Below are 18,932 nucleotides of genomic sequence, written 5' to 3' on the forward strand. Positions count from 1 at the left end.
CATATTCCTGTGGATCTAACCGCAAAGTACGGCGGCGCGAGCAGGGTCAACGGTTATCAGTCCGGCCAGCAGCTGGTCCATCACCGGCGTAAGGCGTGCTTTGTCAGCCTCGCTGCGACCGGCTTTCAGGCGCAGGAGTTTCAGATGGCGGGCCTGTACCTCAAACAGCAGCTCTGGCTCCCACTCACTGAGGGTCACTTCTCTTGCACGCTCACCCAGCTCTGCAAACAGATGCACCGCCAGGTCATTTTTTCCGTACTGCTCAGCAATGCGACCCATCAGCAGGCGCAACAGCCACTTCTGACGATCGGTGGTCATGCCCGGCCGGGTCTGCAACCAGCCCAGCGCGGCATCCAGGCCTTCACTGTCGGCCAGTGCCACGGCTTCCGGCTCCAGCGCCAGAATGTCATCGTTACCGGCGGTGACCGGGACTGATGGCGTGTCGTTGCCCCACCCGCCCGTGGTATCAAGCACGCTCTGCTGGATCCAGTTCAGCGTCACTTCGTCCGCAAACGGCGTACCGTCACTGAACGCCAGCGTCTCCAGCCCGGACAGGCGGGTCAGCAGTCCTTTCAGGTCGGCAGCAATGATGCCAGCCAGAGTGTCCTGACCTGATTTCGTCAGCGCCTGGTGAATGTACCACTGCAAATCCAGCCACAGGTGATTGGCACCGCGGGAAAAGGTGCTGTCCGCCGTTTCCAGCATCTCAGCCCAGTTTTGCTGCAGATACAAACGCTTGAGCAACGCACGCTGGTCTGCTCTTGGCGGTTCGATACGGGTACGCCCCTGTGCATCCGGTGCCGGAATGGCCCGCAGGGTGTCATGACGCAGGCTTTTCATCAGATGGTGAGCTGACAGCCAGCCATCCGGCTGTTCACGCAGGTATTCGGTGAGGGTGCGGGCCTGGGCCAGCAAATCCTGACCGGAGGTGATCCGCCCGATTGACGGGGAATCGCTGTGACCGATCGGGTTTTGCGGTTCGCTGCAGACATTCTGTGGCACCACCGCATCCACGCCCCCGCCTTTCTGCAACCGGCTTTCTAGCGCGCCATACAGCGCATTGAGCTCCGGGCGGGTTTCTTCCGCTTCTTTCTCCGTAAGATGTGCTAACAACAGCAGTGCACCGGTGGTACGTTCCGCATTTTCCCTGACGACTTCCGGGTAGAGAGAGAGGCTGTCAGTCATACGCGAACCGCCCAGCCATTCCAGCGCGGCCTTACGGCTGCGGTCACGCTGCGGGTGCAGCTGTGGTCCAAAGCGCTCCAGTAGTCCGGTCAGTAGTTCAAGGCCCTCAGCCAGCCCCTGCTCGCCTTCACGATGCAGCTTTGCCCAGCAGTAGTACGTCGCGACGCGAATGTCTTTGGCAGTGGTGGTCAGCAGCTTCTCCGCCAGACGACAGATGAGTTCGATATCCGCGCCGGAGAGTTTATTGACCTCTTCTCGCATCTGCTGGAAGTCATCGTCATAGCCTGGGTCTTCGCCAGCGGGCGAGGGTCCGGACAGCGGCTGCAGCCAGTTATCCCACTGCGCCACACGCTCACGGGTTGCTACAAGTAATGGTTCCTCTTCTGCCTGACAGGCACTCAGTAACGTGTTCAGCGTACTCATCAGTAGACCTCCTCTGCATCGCTGGCGACCTGACCTGATGCCGCAGCGCCGGTCGTGCTGAATATGGTTTCCGGGAGGCGGAAGTTACGCAGCTTCAGCAGCGCCAGCGGCCCCTCACCCGCTTCAGTACGCAGGGTATAATTGAGCATGCGACCGTCCGGGGCCTTCCAGCTCAGGCTGTAGCTGCTGCCCACGCCCGGATATGCTTTTACGCTGGCTTTATCGAGCATGCGAATCAGCCCCCAGCTACCCGGAATATCGGCGTACTGACGGGTCCCGGCCTGCGTGCTAATCCAGCTCAGGTTGGCCCCCGGGGCTTCAGTATCAGCAGGCCAGGTGAAGCGCTTCCACGCCGGCATCTGGTTCACATAAGTCAGCTTCTGGCTGTCGATAATCATGTCGGTCTGCATCACACCATCGGCTGTGCCCGGGCGCAGTTCGAAGTTCATGCCAGCATTGCCTTCGGTGAAGGCCACATCCGAAATGTGACTCAGGGTGTTAATGGCGTTGAGGAATGCCGGGTTAAAGGCGAGGCCCTGCGAGTTGATGCTGTCAGGTACCCAGTGGTTGCCCTCTCTGTGCAGCACACCTTTGAGGCGGGTCTGCAGGAACCGGGCGATACGCCCGGAATCCGCGTTGAGGTATTTGGCGAGCAGCGGAAGAGAAACATCGCTGCTGGAGTTGTTAAATGGATAACGGCCTCCAAAAGCACTGTTCCACTCAGCCACGACGGCCTGCTGCCACTGGGCATTGAGGCTGTCGGCCGCCGGGGTCAGCACCTGCTGCCAGGCCTGCTCCATGGGATTCACAAACACCGTCCGCCCAAATCCGCTCCACTCCTGCCCCAGACCGGCGGCGATCAGACTGCCGTAGTCACGGGTTTCAGTCAGATCCACGGCTTTTCCCTGGAATACCGTCTGGGCAATGGTCTGAGTCATCGCCTGCGGGTCGGCGGCGTTGGTCACCTGCTGAAGGCGCAAACGGACCTGCGTCACGCGGGTCAGGTACGACTGCAGGCTCAGTTCCTGCGCACCGGTGCGGCTCTTGTCCATCAGGGCCAGTACCGGACCAAAGGACGCATCCAGCGGCCCGTGAACACCGGCACTCTGGTCAAAGGCATCTTTGTTGTCACCGCCCAGCAGGTTCTTCGCGGATTTCACCAGGGAGTCAGAAATCGCCTCGCTGGTCTGTCCGGTGCGTCCCTGCACATTGAGGGTGTTCATCAGCGCCACAAGAGGGGACTGGCGCACATCGGCCATCAGCGTCAGCTGGTCAATGGAGTCCGACAACGTCGCGGCCTGGTTCCAGCGCAGACTGTTCAGAAACTCCAGCCAGGCACCACCAAAGTCGGCGAAGTAACGCTCCGTCAGGCGTTGCTTCAGCGCTTCCGGTGAGGTTTCATCCTGTTTATTCACCTGACGCTTACTGTCCGTGAGCACCCAGTCGAGTTCATCCCGGCGAGCTTTCACCACTTTTTCAATAGCGGGCTGCACCGCCTGCTCCCAGGCCTGGCGGGTAAACATGCCCGGCACAATTTCGGTGGTGCTGAACAGACGGGATGCATCGGTATCCCCGGTCATATCTTCGAGGCGCATATCGACATACAGGTGCGCCACCTGAGAGAGCATCTTCTGGTACAGCGTTGATTCACTGTTACGCACGCCCATCAGGCGAACCAGCAGGGAACGCGCCTGGCTGACCATGCCCTCATCAGTACGGAGTTTCCACTCCGGATGCGCAATCAGTTGCGCGCCCCAGAACGACAACAGAGAGGGAGCCATCCCCTGCCAGACCCCGTCTTTCACACCGTTACGCTTGGGCCAGTCGTTCAGCAAAGCAGAGCTGAACCAGGCGGCATCCATATGTTCCGGACGGGCCAGCATCAGGTAGAGCTTGAGCTGGTCATAAGTGGTTTTTGCCATCTGCTCACGCAGCGGACTGTCCGGCGGCAGTGCATTAAAGGCATTAATCTGTTTTTGCAGATGGTTTGCAGATGCATCCCGCAACAGCGGCAGTGCGCTATCCTGATAACGCGGCCAGAGTGCCGCCAGCAGGGCGTTGTTCTGGCTCAGCCCGGCCTTCTCGTACCACGGCACGCCATGCTCTGAACGGTATTGCAAACGAGCCAGGGTTTTCTGCAGTTCAGACAGGGCATGCAGGCGCTGCTCCAGCGGCTGATTCTGTCGGGCGGCAAGTGCGGCCTGTACATTAGCACCGTCAATCTGGCTGCGGTTGGTGACATACGCGATGCCCATCCACACAGCCCAGCCCATCATCGCCAGGGCGACAACCGATGCAAACACTTTACGCCATGGAATGCCCGGTTTGCGCGGACGCAGCCCGACAGGCAGCATCCGGACAGATTCAGGCAGCACATCCCAGCGTTTATCCATGCCCCAGTGGTGCTGAACGCTGCGCTCAGTACCAGCTGAAGGCTGGCTGAACGCGATGCCCGCCAGCGGCAGCGGGCGGTACGGATTAAGCATCACCGACAGCGGTGCGGTCACACTCTGTGGCTCACGAATGAGCTGGTCGGCAAGCGTCAGTAAGAAGTTATGTTTCACTTCACTGCAGGTCTGCTGCAGACCCTGTGAAGTCAGATCTGGCGTCAGGGCGAAGAGTTGCTCTGCCAGCGCTTCGGTACGACAATCGGCAGGCAACAGACAGCCAGTCGCCTGAGTAATGCGACCTTCCGGTTTACCGGCGCGCGGGTGCAGGGACCAGACATACAGCGGAAGCTTCCAGCCCAGCGCATCCATGCGGCTGCTGATGGCATGAGACAGGGAATCCATGGTGCTTTCTGACGGTACCGGCGGCGGCTGCTCCAGCCCTGGTACTGAGAGTTGGTCAAAAGCCGAGGTCACCCACACCAGTCCGTCAGCCGGGCGATGGCGCAGTTTACGCAGCGCGGTCAGCCAGGCACTGTCGGCTGGGGTATTGAGGTCGCCGCCCCACAGCAACAGCGTGCCCCGGTCTTCCTGCCAGAGCTGGCCCGTCAGGCCTGGGGTCAGTTGCTCCACTTCAGCGGCGGGGCCAGTTATCAGCAGAATGCGCGTTTTACAGCCCCAGCGGCGACCGTAGAGGTTGCGCATGGCGAGGCGGATGGTATCAACGGTGACATTGCGAGGCGGAGTCAGGGCAACTCTTGATTCATCAGAAGGCAACGCATTGTTCTTCTGCTCCCGCCAGCGGTGATACTTTTCCCGCATGTACCGGAACATGAACGGCGTATAGAAAACAATTAGCAATACTATCCATACGGCAACAAATGCAAGCACTTGCTTCAGTCGGGTATCAAGGCCATACGAGGGCCCCAAATGCAGGATCAAGGCCACTATAATCGCTGAGATGCAGGCTATTATGCCGACAAGCCCCCCTCTGCTCCATGTACTACCCGGCATCATTATTTCCACTCCCTGAGGTAACAGTACTGACAAAACGATCAGCACCTGAGGTAAACAGCCCTAAAACAGGTTTGTTGCTGACGAACACTATGTCGGCCAGTAATGTGGCTAAAAGCCACGCACTCCCGCCCCCTGGAATTCCGTTATATTTTTCCAGTACATCAATTTCCTGGGGCACCCATGGTGTCAGATGCGATTGAGACGCGGTCATTAGATCAGCAAACCAGCCATTCCAGTGCCCGTAATCACAAAACACGTTTGACGTCTGACAGGCGATCGTTTGTGTTTCGAGGAACAAACCTATATCAGCCCTGAAATTAGTCATGTCCAGCGGCATCGGTCGCAATATGCGGGCAGAGTGTGAAAGCTGGTATTTTTCAGCAACATCATCGCTGGTAAGTACCATCGCTGCGAGTGCATCGGAATACTGTTCAGCACCCTGATGCTGCAATATCAGGATCAGATCGATATCGAAAACGGGATTTTTCAGGCGCTCTTCGATCCAGGCAAAAGAGAGAGTTTTACAAAACGAAACCGAACCTGTCAGCACACGACCAGGGTAAATTCTTCCCCATGATTCACGAAACCGTGTCTCAAAGTCCGGCGAAGTCAAGTCGCTCACAATGGTAACATTGAACGGCACTATCGCAGGCAACATAGCGATCGCGCTTTGTACACCGGCCAGACCCTGTTCGAGTAAGGAAGTGGACTTCGCTGATTGCGCATCAAAATGGCAGGTCAGTGAAAGAAATTGCGGCCCGTCTGCAGCATCTGATTTGGCAATGGCGTAAGAGGTCACTCCGGAAGGTAGCAGTATGCTGCTTCCAAGTACGGCCAGATAGCGTCCAGCCCAGGCTTCCCACTGTTGCTGTCCGTATTCAGCTTCCTTCTGCAAAAACTGATGTTCATTGACCGTTCTGCCCCACAACCATCCCCGCAAACAAAACAGGAAAAACCAGCCAAGAACCGGGCTGGATGCCAGCCACCAGATATTGAATACAGCCAGTGCCTTAACCATGCCTGATGCATGCAAGATAAACAGCAAAATACCCACAACCGCGGCAACACCACCTGCCAACAGCCATCCCGTGAAAGATGGCTCAGGAGGCAACTCCATTGTTGTTGCTTTCGTCCTTTCCCAGCCCATTGATTATCCTACCGTGCTGTTCTGAGCACTTGAAATTACAGTACAACCGCACTGGCATTTGCAGCCATCGACGACAACAGCGCGACCATTGAATGTCCGATGCGGTGATCCTTCTACAATTGGATTTGTGCCATGACCTTCAATCGGGCAACTCACCATGTCCCCGACTAATGCTGCTTTTTTTCCGTCGACAGTAATATTGGAGGAGGCAGAGATCACTTTTCCACCGTGAGAAGTTTTGTCACCAAGCAAAACCAAGCCTTTTGTCATGTTGAATTCTCGAAACAAAATAAACAAAAATCATTTAACTTTCATTTTATCGATCTTATCAAAATCAGGGAAAAACGTTCTTTCAGGAGCAATACTTCTATCCGTACAAATAACATTTAGATATTCACCTTTCATTTTCTTTTCTAACCCAACAAACCTTGTTATTTCCTCCTTATCTATTTAAGGGGGGGGCATTGAACTAACATCACCAACACGCAATGATAGAAAGTCTCTCTTACCAAATAGCGATAAGCTATCCCTCCCTCAACTTTTATTTTTATATAAGGATAATGTTTAGGGGATAAATCTACATCCTCAATGACAAAGGTAAATTATCCATTGCGAGAAGCATCATTATCAAAGGCGAGAGTCACACCAACCACCGTGCCAGTAACAAGATCTTTGCCAAGAAGTATCGCATCTATATACTCGATACCGAAATTGACCGCACCCAACGTCCATTTACATGAACCACCACCAGCAAAATATCCCCGCTATCTTGCCGCATGAGGCCCCCAATAACGTTATAGCTTGGCTCTGTGATAATTGAGCCATCAAATCCACTGATTCTTTTTTTCATGCATTCATGCGAGATGTATCTGACCTCAAGCGGAAACTGTTTAGTGTAATAAGAGGGATTGTGAACTTCTATGGCTATAAAATTGGCATCTACAGGCGGCAAGAGTACTCAATTGATCACTCGACTGCCCCCTCCAGCCATAAAAACGGCCAGAAGCAGTATCATTAACTTTATCTTAGTAAGCAAAATCACGTCTCCCTCAAAGAGGGAAAACAAAGCTGATCAGCAGATTATTTCCCACCAGATCCGTTGACTTTGCTAAAATCAGGTGTTGTGTTTTTTGATGAAATGACGCTCCCATCTGGATAGACAAAAGAGTACATAGCATCTTTCCCCTTCTTATTAGGGAATATCATCAATACTTTTTTACTTTCGTCTATAGAGGGATTGTAATTTATTAAAATATTTTCGTTAGGTTTATAGTCCAACTTCACTTTCCAAAACGCATCTTCCTTACCGAAAAGATATAATTTATCCCGCATAGTAGACTGTGGGCTATCATTCCATTTTTTTATAAAAGGATAGTATTTTGGAGTGTAATTAAAATCATTCCCCGCCACTGTGTCAAATTGACCATTTCTTGATGCATCATTATCAAATGCAACCGTTGCACCAACAGCAGAACCCGGGATAAGGCCTTTCCCAAGGTGGGTAGCATCAGTATATTCTATACCCAGATTAATTTCGCTCAATGTCCAGTCACATGACCCACCCCCGCTCATCGCAACCTTAGCAATCCAGACATCGCTTTTCCCCTGCTGCTGGAGCGGGATTTTCATTCCGTTATAGCTCGGTTCAGTGACCGACGAACCATCAAAACCACTGATTCTCTTTTTCATGCATTCATACGAGATGTATCTGACCTCAAGCGGAAACGGTTTCGTATACTGAGACGGTTTTTTTACTTCAATATTGACCCATTTTGTATCCGTTGGCGGGGATAACGTTTTATTTACGGCCCGACTTATGCTGCAACCCGCCACAAGAAACGATACCAGGGAAAGCAGAATAATTTTTGATTGATTAGACATATCCTATTTTTCCATTCTCCTGATATCTGGATGAGTCGAACCATCAGATACAACAGTACCATCAGGATAAATAATTTTATAAAACACACCAACTTTATGCTCTTTTGGTGCAACCATTTTTACTATTTTTGATTCATCTAAATTAGGTATAAACTTAACAGTTACAGAGCCAGTTAATTTAGTTATTTTCTTTTGTAAAAAATTCTCTTCACCAAAGATATTTAGAGAATCGTTTTCACGAATCATTTTGTTAGTTTTAATCAATGGGTAATAAGTCGAAGAAAAAATAGGATTGCTATCAGATAAAATATCAAACTGTCCATTACGAGAAGCATCATTATCAAAAGCAAGCGTGACCCCTACCGCCGTACCGGGTACAAGGTCTTTGCCAAGATGTGTCGCATCGATATACTCGATACCTAAATTGACCGCACTCAGGGTCCATTTACACGAGCCACCGCCAGTCATAGCAACCTTTGCTTTCCAGATATCCCCGCGCTCTTGCTGCATGGGGATCCCAATAACGTTATAGCTGGGTTCTGTGATAACGGAGCCATCAAAGCCACTGATTCTTTTTTTCATGCATTCATACGAGATGTATCTGACCTCAAGCGGAAACGGTTTCGTATACTGAGACGGATTTTTTACTTCAATATTGACCCATTTTGTATCGGCCGGTGGAGATAACGTTTTATTTACGGCCCGACTTATGCTGCAACCCGCCGAGGAAAATAACACCAGGGAAAGCAGAATAATTTTTGATTGATTATACATTTTCCATCACCTCTTCTCCGTATTGAGCAAACCGTAAAGCATAATACTGGCGCATAAGCATGATAGTTAATTAACCCGACACACGTTAAATGCAATATCTTTCCATTATTATTTACCCACCTTCATCTTATCGACTTTATCGAAGTCAGGAAATACAGTCCCATCGGATATAACACTGCCATCTGGATATATTATTTTAGAGTGAACACCTTTTATTTTCTTTTCTGGCTCAATATACTGAGTAATCTTGCCTTCATCGATCAATGGTTCAAATGAAATATTATTCACATCAACAACATGATATAAGAAAAAGTCCTGAGCACCTAAAAGAGTCAAATCACTTCTATTACGAATTAACCTCCACCTTATTATATACGGATAGTATTTCGGCGATAACTTCAAATCTCCATGTACAGCTTTATATTGCCCATTACGAGAAGCATCATTGTCAAAAGCGAGTGACACCCCTACGGCAGTGCCAGGTACAAGGTCTTTGCCAAGATGTGTCGCATCGATATACTCGATACCTAAATTGACCGCACTCAGGGTCCATTTACACGAGCCACCGCCAGTCATAGCAACTTTTGCTTTCCAGATATCCCCGCCCTCTTGCTGCATGGGGATCCCAATAACGTTATAGCTGGGTTCTATGATCACTGAGCCATCAAATCCACTGATTCTTTTTTTCATGCATTCATACGAGATGTATCTGACCTCGAGCGGAAACGGTTTCGTATACTGAGACGGATTTTTTACTTCAATATTGACCCATTTTGTATCGGCCGGTGGAGATAACGTTTTATTTACGGCCCGACTTATGCTGCAACCCGCCGAGGAAAACAACACCAGGGAAAGCAGAATAATTTTTGATTGATTATACATTTTCCATCACCTCTTCTCCGTATTGAGCAAACCGCAAAAGCGTATTGTTGCCAGACGGCATAGACAACGTAGGGGAAAGCGATACACCAAGCAGCCCTTCTATACTCAGAAAGATGTTATTTCTTGCTAACTCTTTCTCCGGTATGCCATTTTTATTTTCTTCCATCTGCTCCCTGAATGAATCAACATTATAACGATGCTCAGTAAAGGTACGCTTTTCCACTATCCCGGCATTATCAATCAGCTCTAACACCTTGTTATACATATAGGGCATATAGGAGGTCATAAAATGTTCAAGAAGATTTAAATTAACGCCTCTGTCCGGATTGCTGCCTTTGGGGAAAAAGTTATTTAGATCTGCCTGCGTTAATGACGCTTTAAACTCTTTTTGCTGCTGGCCAGCCTGCTGCATCTCCTGTTCCGCCAGCGCAGGCACGAGGTAAAGTTTAGCCTTTAGAGGAAGTGAATTTCTGATAGGAATACACCCTGCCGGCGTTGGCAAGTCTCTCTTACACTCTTTCCACTCCCTGCTCTGGGTGGCGGTGAGAAAGGCCACCGTATTACCGTGGTGCCAGAAGCAGTCTCCCCAGGCAACCATCTGGTAAGCGAGAAGTTCACCCACTGACCAGAAAAAACCGAGCGTTCCCCCCAACCATCCCCAGAGTTTATATAACTCATTATCCAGGTTGGCTTCCGCGGGTACGGCTGGAATCGGATCGTTATCATTGATATGGCGGAAATGGGTAATCTCCGACAATTGCATTACGGCATCGCGGGTGAAGGTTCGGGGCATGCCATAGGTGTAAAGAACTGGATTGATATTTTTCAATTTTGCCGAATGAATTAATGCCAATGCGCCACCTAAGCTATGACCACAAATAAACAAATCCCGCTCACCGGCCAATTGCTCCAACTTTGATATTTCTTTACTAAATTTTTTATCAATTCTTCTGTATCCACTCCAGAACCCGGTATGCACTTTTCCAGCAGGTAGTAAGCCAGTACATTGCGTTTTATCTTTATCACAGACTTGAGAACTTACCGGCCTGAACGCAAGATCCGTCCCCACATCAAACAAGCTGGCCGTTCCGCGCCAGGCAACGATCACCTTATTCGCGTTATAAACATAATAAAGCTGCGTATCACCGTCTGCCTCTGTCGCAGCAGTATCGACTCCTGTCTGTGCTGTTGCCTGTGAATTCTTCTTATCCACCTTAGGTGAAGTATCCCGTGAGGTATCCATAAACACCGGGGGATAATACCGATCGCTGAAGGGAATATCCTGTACCAGAGTATTCCATGCAGAGCCGTCTTTATAAAGCTGAGGCAAGCGGGAAAGATCCTGACACTGGTTAATAAAAAAGCGCGTGATTGACACCGTATCCAGAGTGCTGTCATCTGCATAAGCAAGCGTTGCTGCTGCCCCAAGGTTAATTCCATTCGTAATGGAATAATCCTTTTGATGATGCAGAACAAGCTCCCAGGCCCTGAAGGGGCATATTTCAATCACATGGCGTTTTTCAAGTTCATTTGTACGGATTTTAATTCCCTTAAATGCTGTTTTTGCAGGGAAGTGATATGCGGGCAACATTTCTCCGGGCCTTAATTCCAGGTTTGGGGAACTCTGGCAGAGCTCTCCCACTACCGCATAGTGCCAGATATAGCCCTTCCCTTCTGCCCCAGGACGAACAACAGAATCATTTTCCGCATCCCTGCTAACACGCAAGGCGCGTTTTTCCATTTCCGTTACCAGCTGATTACTGTCTAAAGTCAGTCTCAGCTCCAGACCGTGCGGCATGTCGACCCTGATTAGCCCGTCAGCATCGCTGTGACCAGAATAAGTGAATCCCTCTACTAGCCCGGAAACCGGATGGGCACTTTCCACAGTCCATGGCATATTCGCGACAGGTTCATTCTGTTCATCTACAAGTTGAAATTCGACCCAATATGGCATTTGCTCTTCGCATGGAGCATGAGGATTTTTACGGCATAGTGAGGATACAGCTGTAGTCATTTTATTCGCCCTCCTGGCTATCGGCAATATTTCGCGGATATTCAATTTTTAACTGCGATGGCATAGACGTAAATATTGGAGATGTCTTTCCATCTGCACCAGAAATGCCCTCATAAACGTCCCCTTCAGCCGTCGTAATTTTATATGTGGTGAAGGGCTTGACTGCCCCACTGGCTGATGACGTTGTGGTAAACCCTTCGCTGTACCCTTTAGGAAAAGTCACAGGTGGTGTATCTAAACTGGCAGGTCCGGTCTGATTGACATTCGCGGCTTTCAGTAAAATATTCCCCGGGCATCCCAGTTCAATATTCCCGCCGCTAAGCTTTATATAAGCGCCCCCACAACTTAAAACCAGCTCCTGGCTGGCATTCACCTTTACACTTCCCTGACCACTGGTGATGGTGATGTCCTGTAGCGCCGAGACATTCATGGCATCCGCCTGCGCCTGAATATCAACCTTCCCTGCCCCGGCATACATTTTTATTCCTGCAGCCTGTGCAAACAAACTTACAGCCTCGCTTGCCGCTACAGTGAACGATTGCCCGGTGCTGATATCAGTGTTTTTCCCGGACATCAGACCAATACTTGCCCCGCCTGAAGCAAGCCGGACAGCCTCAGGGCTCAGAATGCCTATTCCGGCTGGCGCACTGGCCAGCATTCCTGGCATTTTTAGATATTTCAGTGAACGGTTAAGTGTCTTCTGGCTGTCGATATCGGATACCGTTGCCTTCGCCCCTTTAGCCGCAGCCTGCAGGCTTCTTGCCAGCGTGAGAGCCTGTTCGAGTTGTTCAATAGCGCTGTCCATTTCAAGCATTTTACTGCCGACATCAGGTTGCGCATCTGCAGTAAGCAAAACCCCCTTCCCCCCACGAACGCTGACCCAGTCATTAGTTCGCAGTTCTGCGCCTTCACCACGTAATGCTCTGTCTGCATTGACATTATGCCCCAGATTAAGCTGCGTCTTACCGCCGTACTCTGTACTGATCTTAACGTGTTCTTCTCCCCGCTTATCTTCCATCCGCAGCTTGTTCAGGCCAGCTGTTCGAATGACGTTGCGCGTACTGTTGGCTTCCGTGACGTGATCAACATGACGGGAATCGTGCAGGGCATGGGCAATATACGGACGATCCGGATCGCCCTCATGGAACGCAATGGCAACCTCAGTCCCCTGTATCAGCGGGAAGTGAAAGCCATACTTGTCGCCGCCGTAGGGTTTGGCAAAACGCACAGGCATACTTTCCTGGCCCTGACGCTTATCATCACGGTCAGCATCAAACTTCACCCGGTACATGCCGGATGCATCCTGCCAGGCGTAGATGTCGTTATCTTTGGCACTGGTCACACGCGCCATCAGCGTGCCGCTGACCACCGGGCGCTTTTTAGCGGCAGGTCGCCAGCATCGGTTCTCGTAATATGGCATCCCCTCCCACATCACCATCAGGGCATCTTTACGACTGGCGATATAGCTCGTGCGGGTAATGATAATGCCGTTGTCCGTTTCTGATGGCAGGGTAGGCGACACCACACGTTCACTGATGGTCAGCACCTGGGCCGGAGAAAGCAGGGCATCATTACTACTGCCGCTGATAGTCGTCTGCCCGGACAGGAAACGTTCATGTTCAAGGCGTGCCCAGAAGTTGCCGGTTTCTGCTGCGGGGGTGATTTTGTCGCCGCGTTCAAGATGACGTGGCAGGTAGTGATACACATCACCGTAGGTCACACCTTCACCATCACCCCTCGTCATGTCTGCCGGTACAGAAGTCAGGATATTCTGGGCTTCACGGTGATTGTAATCACTGGCGGTGACAGAGCGCTCAACTACGTTCTGTCGGACGTGAACCCCCCATACCGAGTCCGCTGCATTGTCACTCATGCCCGATGGACTGCTCAGTGGCAGCGACTTACCGAACGTCCATGCACTCTGCTTGTCTGCAAAATGCACCACCTCAGTCTGGGTGTCGGGTTGCAAGGTAAAGAAGTAGAAAATCCCCACTTCAGCCAGCAGACGCTCAATGAACGCGAGATCGTTTTCCTTGTACTGGTTAATCTGTTCACGCTTCGGATAGTCAGCTTTGAGGGTGAACTCATACTCCCAACCTTTCAGGCCATGCTCCTGCAATACTTCAGTGACAACTTCCGGTACTGACTTATTAACGAAAAAGCGGTGGGTACGGAATTGATTGCGCAGCAAAGACAGGAACGGCTCAATAATAATCTGGTACGTCGCCTGGTCACGTGAGCCACTGATACGCTTAAAATGCGTCACCACACCATGCACCACTTTCTGCCCGGTCATCCCCATCAGAGGCCCGGTCCCCATGGTCAGCGTGGCAGGCTTAGTCAGCAGTTGCGCTGAACTGATATTTTGATCGCTGCTGGTAAAGATAACCTGGTAGTAATAAAGCTCACTCATAAACTCCTTACCGCTGAAAGTTTCCACATCCAGTAAGGCTGTGCAGGACGGAATATCCAGACGATAGCGGTTCAGCCCGCCTTCAGTTAGCGCAGACAGGGTGTTCTTAAGCGTATCTGTCAGACTCATGATATTGACTCCATGGGATAACCTGCAGTCCATGACTTTATTGCCAACGGGTAAGTAACAGGTTCAATCAGGGTACTCAGCGAGTACGAAAAAGGGTGATTACGGTTCCAGCCACGACAGCACACATGAGGGCTTTAACCAGCAACACGGTCATTTCAAAGTTGTCCATCGCATTTTCCCCATTACCACTGATGGGAATAAAACGCTTAACAAACGTGTAAATAAAAGCTTCAGGTAGAAATAGAACACCAACGATAACAAACAGAAATAAGATGAAAATTTCAATCTACTAGCCACCCCAACGTCAGGAAACAAAAGATTAAGCTATATATTTACAAAAAAATTTAAATACGGACACTTATTACACTTGCTATTCTGGAGCCTTAATTGAACCATACGGCCTTGCGAATTCGCGATCTGTCAAAGGGAAATTATACACTTGATCATTATTAATACCGACACCAACAACAAAGCTTCTCGCTTCTTTATTATCAAGTGTTGGATGAAGTACAAACTCAACTATATACTTGCTACCATCTTTAAAATTAAAATAAGATGGAGGAATACATAATTCACCTTCAATAACCTTAAGGCCGGGGGAAAAATTAAAATCTTTCTCCATTGAAGGCGTCCCTCGCAGATTGATACCCATATCTACTGGCTGATAATCTTGTGCATTATCAATATTCACGCAAACATTATCACCCTTTTTACTCACCTTTGCAGTTTCATCAAAACGAAATCTGTCACCTGGTCCAGGGCATCCCGTCAGGATTGGAAGACAAAAAAACGTTAACAACAAAGAGTTAAGCTTAATAAAATAGTTACGTCTCACCATGGAAAGCCCCTCAAAGCATTTTTATATCCCTCACGTATCACCGACTCAGAAGTATCCCCATCGAGCGTAATATCGGGGTATCTTTTATTTTCAAGGTGACTCCAGATTTCATACCCAAAAGTCTGTAAAACAAAATTATCTGCAATAATCTGCGCCTGCTGCTCCATCGGATATTCGCTTAAGAGACGACCATCAAGGGTATAACGGTAACTCACCATCCAGCTCACCAGCCCTCTGAAGATCACATTCATTCCTTTTCCACGCTGCCAGACATGACTTATTTCATGGATGAACAGATGCTGAAGACTGTCGGTTGTCTGTGAGAAATCATCGAAATATAGATCACGAAAATAGATCTCCCCGTTCGGGGTCATCGCCGTATTGTTATCCTGTAAATTGAAAGGGAGATAACTTTCTCTGTGTATCCATACTTTCGAATAATCAATGGTGGATAAAAAAACGGATTGCGCCAGCTGTATTTCCCCCGCCGTGAGTAGTCTGACACCACCCTCTTTGATTCTGAACCAATCCTGCGTTTCATCAGCCATGTGTAAACTCCAGCCCTATGCCCTCTTCCTCACTCCATCCCAGAGTCAGGGAGTGTGGTTTCTGCTTCGCCGCCATATGGCTCAGCAACTGCTGACTCAGCACCGGCAGAATCTGCTGATTCAGCAGACTGTCAACATTCCTCGCACCAGTATCCGGCAGCAGGCAGGCGGCGGTCAGCGCGTCATACAGGCTCTCTTCAATATGCGTCCGCAGGCCGTAGTGTCGGTTCAGCCGCTTACTGACCTGTGACAGCTTCATCTCCACGATGGTGCGCATAGCCGCTTCCGCCAGAGGACGGTAAATCACGGTCTGGAAGCGGGCCAGCAGTGCCGGCTGGAAGTGGTCACGTAATATCGGGCGCAGCAATTCGTGCAGGTCGCCTTCGGTGGCGTCAGGCTGTTCTTCCAGCAACTGCATCAGGTGGTCACTGCCGAGGTTGGAGGTCATCAGAATAACGGTATTGCGGAAGTCGATTTCACGACCTTCTCCATCACGCATAAAGCCCCGGTCGAATACCTGATAGAACAGGTTCATGACGTCACGGTGGGCTTTTTCCACTTCATCCAGTAGTACCACGCTATATGGTCGTTTTCGCACGGCTTCGGTCAAAATACCGCCCTGACCGTACCCGACATAGCCCGGCGGCGAGCCTTTCAGCTGCGAAACCGTATGCGGCTCCTGGTATTCAGAAAGGTTAATCGTGATGAGTGACTTCTCGCCGCCATACATGACATCGGCCAGCGCAAGCGCGGTTTCAGTTTTCCCGACACCACTCGGCCCCACCAGCAGGAATACGCCCTGCGGGCCGTTCTCGGACGTGAGGCCCGTTTTTGCCGCGCGCAGACGCTGAGCGAGGGCCTTAAGCGCCGTATCCTGCCCGACCACACGCTTCCCTATTTCATTTTCCAGCGTCAGCAGTTCGGTCTGCTCGTCTTTCATCAGCGATGACAACGGCACACCTGTCCAGTCGGCTATCACGTTGGCAACGGTACGTACATCCACATCCAGGGAGAGCAGCGGGTTACCGCGCTGCATCTCGTTAAGCTCCTGATGCAGCTGGTGAGTCTCGCTCTGGCGCGAGATATCCTGACGGCTTTCGAGCAATTGAGCGGTCAGCTTCAGTTCCTGACCATACTGGCTTTCGAGTTCATCGAGCGCCACAATCAAGTTTACCTCTTCCTGCTCTATCGCGCTCAGACGTCCAGCATGACTCTGATTGCCAATCGCGATATCTTCCAGCAGCGCCTGCTTCTCCATGTCGAGCGCGGTGATAGATGCGCGATAACGAATAAGTTGCTCCGGAACCGTGTCGATGCTCATGCGTACGCGGGCGGCAGCGGTATCCAACAGATCCACCGCTTTATCAGGAAGTTGACGTCCCGTCAGATAACGGCGCGACAGGGTAACTGCGGCACGAACCGCATCATCGGTAATGTGCACATGGTGATGTTCGGCGTAGCGGGATTTCAGGCCCCGCAGCATCAGGCAGGCGGTATCGTCATCCGGCTCATCGACTTTCACCATCTGGAAGCGGCGCTCCAGGGCTGCATCGCGCTCAAAGTATTGTTTGTATTCAGACCAGGTGGTGGCCGCAATTGTCCGCAGTTCACCCCGCGCCAGCGCGGGCTTCAGCAGGTTGGCTGCATCCGCGCCACCGGCCTGGTTGCCTGCACCGATGATGGTATGCGCTTCGTCGATAAACAGCAGAACGGGTACCGGGGACTGCTGTACTGCATCAATGACGTTTTTCAGACGCTGTTCAAACTCCCCCTTCACACCCGCGCCCGCCTGCAGCAGGCCGAGGTCAAGCGTACGTAGCACCACGGTTTTGAGTGATTCCGGCACATTGCCTTCGGCGATTCTGAGCGCCAGGCCTTCAACCAGTGCGGTTTTGCCCACGCCCGGCTCGCCAACCAGAATCGGGTTGTTTTTGCGTCGACGGGAAAGAATGTCCACCATCTGACGAATTTCGGTGTCACGACCGAACACCGGATCGATTTTGCCTTCTTTTGCCTTCGCAGTGACATCAAGGGTGAATTTATCCAGCGCATTCTGCAATGCAGGGTTGAGTTCTCCCTCTTTTACTTCTGCACCCACAGGGCGCCCGACGAACTCGACTTCTCCACCATGACTTTGCGCCAGTTCCGCTTCCTGCTGCACTTCCGGACGTTCATCTGACTGCGCATCAAGCAACGGTCGAAGACGCTCAAGCTGACTCTGGCCCAGGGTCAGCAAAGGCCACAGACCGTTGCAGCGCACCAGGTTTTGTTTCTCAACCAGTGCCATCAGTAAATGCACACTGCGGATATGTTCTTCACCCGCCAGTGAGGCTATCAGCCAGGCTTGCTGCATCAGAGACTGGATGCTTTCTGAAAGCTGCGGCCGGTGGCGTACCGAGCGCGGCTGTTTATCCAGCCAGCCCAGTAAATCCTGCCAGATGCCGTCCATATCCCATTCGTAGCGGCGAGCCAGCACCGTCAGGTCACCTTCCCCCTGCTCCAGCAGCTTCAGCAGCCAGTGCTCCGGCAGAATTTCTGCATGCGCGCGAGTCTGGCAGAGCGAAGCTGCACCTTCCATTGCCCGCGCGCAGTATGGATTAAGACGTCGAAGGAGGATTGCCGGGTTTTCCATGTTGGTTTTACTCACTGTTGTGGACCTTTCTGACACGCTACCGCCCCTGGCCGTTACCGAGGCCCATAAGGTCTGTTTCCGGGATGTGATGTTTTCTTTGCTCAGCGCCTGCAGCGGCAGACGTTCAGCAAAGAGAAAAGCGGACAGGAAAACCTGCCCGCTTGCGACTTACGCAGTAGCGCGTTCGTTCCAGGAGTCGGAATGAATGATGTTGCCGTCTTTGTAGGTCCAGGTGATTTTTTCGTAACGCAGTTCAACGCGCTCAAGGTGGTTGTGCTTCTCTTTAGAAGGATCCTTAACGTCATACATTTCAGGATTCACCTTCACCACCTTCACGTTTTCCAGTTTGGTGTTGAAATACTCCACTTCCTGGCCCGCGTCGTTGATTTTGTACCACTTGAATTCCGCAGACTTCAGGGTCTGACCCGTGGTCACAGCCTTATAAAGATATGGGCTGGAGGAATCGATTTCTTTGGTGAACAGGAATGGCGTGTGGATACGCGTCCCGGTCAGCTTGCCGGTATTGTTATCGGTCGGGATGTACAGGTTGTGTTCCTGAGCCACCACTTCGATGCTGCCTTCACGGTCCTGAACGTCTACAGACCCTTTAATGTCCGCGCCGCCATCGTCTTTCAGCCAAAGATAAACAGGAATTGCCATGG

General features: G+C 51.1%; 13 protein-coding genes. All 13 read right to left on the reverse strand.

The features are described from left to right. Positions 1-15 precede the first annotated feature (15 nt). Positions 16-1,608 (reverse strand): type VI secretion system protein TssA, encoded by a 1,593-nt coding sequence (tssA, locus tag ACOTY9_RS06630; protein ID WP_421637318.1) that lies wholly within the window; start codon positions 1,606-1,608, stop codon positions 16-18. Next, positions 1,608-5,012, reverse strand: coding sequence for an ImcF-related family protein (locus ACOTY9_RS06635; protein WP_248197044.1), 3,405 nt, complete (start codon positions 5,010-5,012; stop codon positions 1,608-1,610). Before ACOTY9_RS06635 ends, tssA begins: the two co-directional genes overlap by 1 nt. Next, positions 4,999-6,159, reverse strand: a complete 1,161-nt coding sequence (locus tag ACOTY9_RS06640; RefSeq protein WP_180262533.1) for a hypothetical protein — start codon at positions 6,157-6,159, stop codon at positions 4,999-5,001. Before ACOTY9_RS06640 ends, ACOTY9_RS06635 begins: the two co-directional genes overlap by 14 nt. A gap of 3 nt (positions 6,160-6,162) precedes the next feature. Continuing rightward, positions 6,163-6,429, reverse strand: a complete 267-nt coding sequence (locus ACOTY9_RS06645) for a PAAR domain-containing protein (protein WP_071601076.1) — start codon at positions 6,427-6,429, stop codon at positions 6,163-6,165. Between the two features lie 810 nt (positions 6,430-7,239). Continuing rightward, positions 7,240-8,040, reverse strand: coding sequence for a hypothetical protein (locus ACOTY9_RS06650; RefSeq protein WP_248197045.1), 801 nt, complete (start codon positions 8,038-8,040; stop codon positions 7,240-7,242). 3 nt (positions 8,041-8,043) lie between these two features. After that, positions 8,044-8,814, reverse strand: coding sequence for a hypothetical protein (locus tag ACOTY9_RS06655; RefSeq protein WP_248197046.1), 771 nt, complete (start codon positions 8,812-8,814; stop codon positions 8,044-8,046). A gap of 108 nt (positions 8,815-8,922) precedes the next feature. Continuing rightward, positions 8,923-9,696, reverse strand: coding sequence for a hypothetical protein (locus ACOTY9_RS06660; protein WP_348565360.1), 774 nt, complete (start codon positions 9,694-9,696; stop codon positions 8,923-8,925). Beyond that, positions 9,689-11,710, reverse strand: coding sequence for a lipase family protein (locus tag ACOTY9_RS06665; protein WP_248197048.1), 2,022 nt, complete (start codon positions 11,708-11,710; stop codon positions 9,689-9,691). Before ACOTY9_RS06665 ends, ACOTY9_RS06660 begins: the two co-directional genes overlap by 8 nt. A gap of 1 nt (position 11,711) precedes the next feature. Further along, the gene (locus ACOTY9_RS06670) at positions 11,712-14,252 is read right to left on the reverse strand and encodes a type VI secretion system tip protein VgrG (protein WP_318594570.1); all 2,541 of its coding nucleotides are present in this window, start codon (positions 14,250-14,252) and stop codon (positions 11,712-11,714) included. Between the two features lie 370 nt (positions 14,253-14,622). Next, complete coding sequence (locus ACOTY9_RS06675; RefSeq protein ID WP_045134534.1) at positions 14,623-15,090, reverse strand: putative T6SS immunity periplasmic lipoprotein; 468 nt, start codon at positions 15,088-15,090, stop codon at positions 14,623-14,625. Further along, on the reverse strand, positions 15,084-15,638 hold the full coding sequence (locus ACOTY9_RS06680; RefSeq protein ID WP_348565358.1) for a type IV secretion protein Rhs: 555 nt from the start codon (positions 15,636-15,638) through the stop codon (positions 15,084-15,086). The genes ACOTY9_RS06675 and ACOTY9_RS06680 overlap by 7 nt, the downstream gene beginning before the upstream one ends. Continuing rightward, positions 15,631-18,270, reverse strand: a complete 2,640-nt coding sequence (gene tssH / locus ACOTY9_RS06685; RefSeq protein WP_059372467.1) for a type VI secretion system ATPase TssH — start codon at positions 18,268-18,270, stop codon at positions 15,631-15,633. The genes ACOTY9_RS06680 and tssH overlap by 8 nt, the downstream gene beginning before the upstream one ends. A 168-nt stretch (positions 18,271-18,438) precedes the next feature. Then, the gene (gene hcp / locus ACOTY9_RS06690; RefSeq protein ID WP_014884709.1) at positions 18,439-18,930 is read right to left on the reverse strand and encodes a type VI secretion system effector Hcp; all 492 of its coding nucleotides are present in this window, start codon (positions 18,928-18,930) and stop codon (positions 18,439-18,441) included. Between the last annotated feature and the right edge of the window lie 2 nt (positions 18,931-18,932).

Origin of the sequence: Enterobacter cloacae complex sp. SHL012, assembly GCF_049237505.1 — a bacterium.
Taxonomy (GTDB): domain Bacteria; phylum Pseudomonadota; class Gammaproteobacteria; order Enterobacterales; family Enterobacteriaceae; genus Enterobacter; species Enterobacter kobei.